Annotated in this window: 1 protein-coding gene and 1 pseudogene; both read left to right on the plus strand. The window is 73.7% G+C overall.

Features of this window, described 5'->3' with window-relative positions; translation table 11 throughout:
* Positions 1–353: pseudogene (locus tag B7767_RS12865) on the plus strand (serine/threonine protein kinase); the annotation flags it as partial.
* Between the two features lie 109 nt (positions 354–462).
* Positions 463–1,510 (plus strand): serine/threonine-protein kinase (locus B7767_RS12870; RefSeq protein ID WP_085572308.1); only part of this gene is annotated, 1,048 nt, incomplete at its 3' end.

Consider the following 1,510-nt stretch of genomic DNA (forward strand, 5'->3'; position numbering starts at 1 on the left):
CCCCGCCGCCGGAGCCGCAGCGCCGACAGCAGCCCCAGCCCCAGCCGCAGCGGTACGCGCCGCCCCCGCCGCCGGAGCCGCAGCGTCCGGTCCGGGAGCCGCGGCAGCCCCGGCAGCGCGGCGCCAATCCGATGCGCATCCCCGGCCTGGGCTGTCTGAAGGGCTGCCTGTTCACGCTCCTCATCCTGTTCGTCGCGAGCTGGCTGATCTGGGAGCTGAGCCCGCTCCAGGACTGGATCGGCACCGGCAAGGGCTACTGGGACCAGCTCAGCGACTGGTTCGGCTCGGTGACGGGCTGGATCGAGGACCTGGGCGGCTCCGACGAGCCCTCGGTGCCCTCCGGGACGAACTGAGCTTGTTTACTGATTTGTCGACATCTGAGGGCTGATTTCCGGATCCGCTGTGAAGGCCGGCGCTCCGGACGCGTAGTTTTAGCGACAACACGCGTCGGTAGGAGCAGTCTTGGCACGGAGAATCGGCAGCCGGTACACCGCCCACCAGATCCTCGGGCGGGGCAGCGCCGGCACGGTGTGGCTGGGCGAGGGACCCGACGGGCCCGTCGCCATCAAGCTGCTGCGTGAGGATCTCTCCTCGGACCAGGAGCTCGTCGGCCGCTTCGTGCAGGAGCGGACGGCGCTGCTCGGTCTGGAGCACCCGCACGTCGTCTCCGTACGCGACCTGGTGGTCGACGGCAACGATCTCGCCCTCGTGATGGACCTCGTCCGGGGCACGGACCTGCGCACCCGCCTCGACCGGGAACGCAGACTGGCCCCCGAGGCCGCCGTGGCGATCGTCGCCGACGTCGCCGACGGCCTGGCGGCGGCCCACGCGGCCGGGGTCGTGCACCGGGACGTGAAGCCGGAGAACGTCCTGCTCGACATGCAGGGCCCGCTCGGCCCCGGCGGCTCCCACCGCGCCCTGCTCACCGACTTCGGCGTGGCGAAACTCATCGACACCCCGCGCCGCACCCGCGCCACGAAGATCATCGGAACGCCCGACTACCTGGCCCCGGAGATCGTCGAGGGCCTGCCCCCGCGCGCGTCGGTCGACATCTACGCGCTGGCCACGGTCCTGTACGAGCTGCTCGCCGGCTTCACGCCGTTCGGCGGCGGCCACCCGGGCGCGGTCCTGCGCCGCCACGTCACCGAGACGGTCGTCCCCCTCCCCGGCATCCCGGACGAGCTGTGGCAGCTCCTGGTGCAGTGCCTGGCGAAGGCCCCGGCGTCCCGGCTGCGCGCCTCCGAGCTGGGCGCGCGGCTGCGGGAGTTGCTGCCGATGCTGGCGGGGATGCCGCCGCTGGACGTGGACGAGCCGGACACCGAGCCCGCGGAGGAGGAGGACGAGGAGCTCCAGCCCTCCGGGCCCGCCCCGGCCGCGGGGGAGCCGGTGCGGCGCCGCGGCGCGGTCCCGCTGGTGCCGGGCGCGAAACCGGCCGACTCCAACCGCGACACGCACACGTCGATGAGGGTGCCGGCCCCCGACGAGCTGGCCGGCGGCGCCCGGGGCACGG

Source organism: Streptomyces sp. 13-12-16 (assembly GCF_002114215.1).
Classification (GTDB): domain Bacteria; phylum Actinomycetota; class Actinomycetes; order Streptomycetales; family Streptomycetaceae; genus Streptomyces.